This window comes from Streptomyces sp. NPDC039430 (assembly GCF_055639435.1).
On sequence record NZ_JBVKAK010000037.1, the window covers coordinates 1 to 3,529 of the forward strand.

At 70.4% G+C, this 3,529-nt stretch carries 1 protein-coding gene; it reads left to right on the top strand.

Annotation, left to right across the window (positions count from 1 at the left end):
* Positions 1-3,529, top strand: a 3,529-nt coding sequence (locus ACZ7LS_RS36735; RefSeq protein WP_385137454.1) for a condensation domain-containing protein, incomplete at both ends; no start/stop codon positions are given.

Sequence of the window (3,529 nt, forward strand, 5' to 3'; positions counted from 1 at the left end):
GTGCTGGGGCTGGAGCGGGTCGGGATCGAGGACAACTTCTTCGACCTCGGCGGCGACTCGATCATCAGCCTCCAGGTCGTCTCCCGCGCCCGCCGCGCCGGACTCGCCCTCTCCTCCCGCGACGTCTTCCTCCACCCCACCGTCCTCACCCTCGCCTCGGCGGTCCAGATCTCCGACGACCGGGCCGCCACCCTCGCCGAACAGGGCGTACTGTCCGGGCGCGTTCCGACGCTGCCCGCACGGGAGTGGTTCTTCGACACCCACACGGAGGCACCCACGCACTTCAACCTGTCGGTTGCGGTCGCCCTCGCGCCGGACCTCGACGCGCACGCGCTCCGTGCGGCCGTGGCGACCGTACTCGCCCACCATGATGCCCTCCGGATGACGTTCGGTGTCGGCGCGGACGGCGGCAGGGACGCCGACTACCGGGCCGCGGTCAGTGTGGACACCGTGTTCGAGGTCCACGACCTGTCGGACGCACTCGACGCCGACACGCGCTGGCACGCACTCGTCCTCGGTGCCCAGTCCGGATTCGACCTGGAGAACGGTCCGCTTGTCCGTGTCGTGCTCGGGCGGCAGGGCCCCGGTCCCGGCGGAGCCCGGCTCGCGGTCATCGCGCACCACCTGGTGATGGACGGCGTGTCGCTGCGCGTCCTGATGGAGGACCTGTCCACGGCGTACGAGCGGATCGTGGCCGGCCGGCAGCCCGACCTGGGGCCCAAGGGCACCTCCGTACGGCAGTGGGCGGCGCGGCTCGCCGAACACACCGCGCGCGGAGGCTTCGACGACCAGATCCCCTACTGGCGCTCGGTCACCGAGGGTGCGGTCACCCGGCTGCCCGTCGACCACACCGACGGCCACAACACGGTCGCTTCCCAGCGTGCCGTCTCGGTGGAGCTGACGACCGAGCAGACGCGGGCCCTGCTGCACGACGTTCCCTCCGTCTACCGCACCCAGTCCAATGACGTCCTGCTGGCCGCCCTGGCGCGCACGCTCCGTACCTGGACGGGTCATGACCGGATCGCGGTCAATCTGGAAGGACACGGTCGCGAGGAGATCTTCGACGACACCGATCTGACCCGTACCGTCGGCTGGTTCACCTCCATCTACCCCGTCGCCCTCGCGCTGCCGGGGCACGGCGACGACTGGGCCGCCGCGATCAAGCAGGTGAAGGAGCAGCTCCGGGCCGTGCCCGATCGTGGTGTCGGCTATGGAGCGCTGCGCTATCTGTCCGGCGCGCCGGCCGGTGAGCTGGATCCGCGGATCAGCTTCAACTACCACGGGCAGTTCGATGTGGCCGGTGACACCACCGACGGTCTGCTCCGGGAGGCGCTGCCCGCCGAGGGCGGGGACCACGCCCCGGCCGAGCGCCGCCCGCATCTGCTCGATGTCGTCGGCGCCGTCCAGGACGGCAGGCTCGTGTTCTCCTGGATCTACTCCGCCGACACGTACCGGGAGGAGACGGTCCGCGGTGTCGCCGAAGACTTCACCGCGGAACTGGTGGCGTTCGTCGAGCACTGCGCGGAGCCGGGTACGGGAGGCTGCACACCCGCGGACTTCCCGCTGGTACGGCTCGACCAGACCGAGGTGGACCGGATCGCCGGCGACGGCCGGGATGTGGAGGACATCTATCCGCTGACCCCGTTGCAGTCGGGCATGCTCTTCCACGCCCTGGCCGAGCCCGAGTCCGCCGCCTACCTGGAGCAGCTCGCCTTCACTCTCGAAGGCACCATCGACCTCGACCGGCTGAGCAAGGCGTGGCAGCGGGTCGTGGAGCGCTCGGACGCGCTGCGGGTGTCGCTGGTGTGGGACGACGTCCCGGAGCCGGTGCAGGTGGTGCGCCGTCGCGTCAGCCTCCCGGTACGGAGGATGGACTGGTCCGGTGCCGACGAGGCCGAACAGGCTTTGCTGCTAAAGGACTTGCTTGCCGAGGACCGCGAGCGGGGCATGGACCTGACCGCCGGACCCCTGCTGCGCGTCGCTCTCGCGCGGTTGTCGGACGACGCCGTCCGGGTGGTGTGGACGTTCCATCATCTGCTGCTGGACGGCTGGAGCAACTCGGCGCTGCTCTCGGACGTGATCGCCGAGTACGCCGCGCTCGACGCGGAACCTGCGGCCGGAGCGTCGTCCGTCGGGCCGGCGCCGCTGTCGCGTGGGCTGTTCGGTGACTACGTACGCTGGCTGGCGGACCAGGACCAGAACGCCGGCCGCGAGTACTGGCGTGGTGCGCTGGCCGGGTTCGGCGACCCGGTGGCCCTGCCCTTCGACCGGGCACCGGAGCAGGCACGCGGTGGCGGGTCCAGCGAGCGGATCTCTGTGGACGTGCCGCCCGAGGTCGCCGCACGGGTGAGCGGCTTCGTACGGCGTCACCGGCTGACCGTGAACGCGGTGGTGCAGGGCGCGTGGGCGTTGGTGTTGTCGCAGTACGCGGGGTCGTCGGATGTGGTGTTCGGTACGACGGTGTCGGGGCGTCCGGCGGATCTGCCAGGGGCCGAGGACATCCTCGGGCTGTTCATCAACACACTGCCGGTCCGGGTGAAGGTGGACCCCGCTCGGCCGGTCTCCGGCTGGCTGGGCGACCTCCAGGCCGATATGGCCGAATCACGGCAGTTCGAGTATGTGGCGCTGTCGGACATCGACTCCGGTGTGGCGGCGGGCGCTTCGCTCTTCGACAGCCTGGTGGTGTTCGAGAACTACCCGGTGGACACAGAGGCCGCGGCGCGGCACGGGCTGAGTGTGCGCGGCGTGGAGGCCGTCGAGTCGACCAACTACGCGCTGACGCTGGTGGCCTCCGCCATCGGTGACCACTTGGAAATGACGCTCGCCTACGACGCGGCGCTGTTCGACGCGAGCACCGCCGAGATGCTGGCCGCGCGGCTGACCAGGGCCGTCACCAGCCTGACCGAGTCCGCGGATGCCCCGTTGGGCACGCTGTCCCTGCTGCCCGACGAGGAGTGGCGACGGGTTTCGCGTGAGTGGAGCGTCGGTGCTGCCGGCGGCCTTGACGGAGGGGGTGACATGTCTCCGCGGTCCCTGGTGGACGGCTTCGCGGCTCAGGTGTCGGCATCCCCCGATGCGGTGGCACTGGTGTGCGGCGATGTGTCGCTGACTTACGCGCAGCTGGACACGCGTGCGGTACGGCTGGCACGGGTGCTGGCCGGACGCGGCGTGGGCATCGAGTCGCGGGTGGGACTGTTGCTGGAGCGATCGGCGGATGTGGTCGTCGCGATGCTGGCGGTACTGAAGGCGGGCGCGGCCTATGTTCCGCTGTTCGCCGGATATCCCGACGAACGACTGCGGCAGCTGGTCGGACAGAGCGGCGCCGCGCTGATCGTGACGGACGGAACGCTGCGGGAACGCGCGGGAGTCGCAGGTGTGCCGGTGATCGAAGCGGATGCGGAGCTGGCGGGTGCGGAGTCTGCGGGCGTGGAGTCTGCGGGTGAGGTGTTGCTTCCGGTGCGGGTGCCGGTGGGGGCTTTGGCGTATGTGATGTTTACGTCGGGTTCGACGGGTGTGCCGAAGGGTGTGG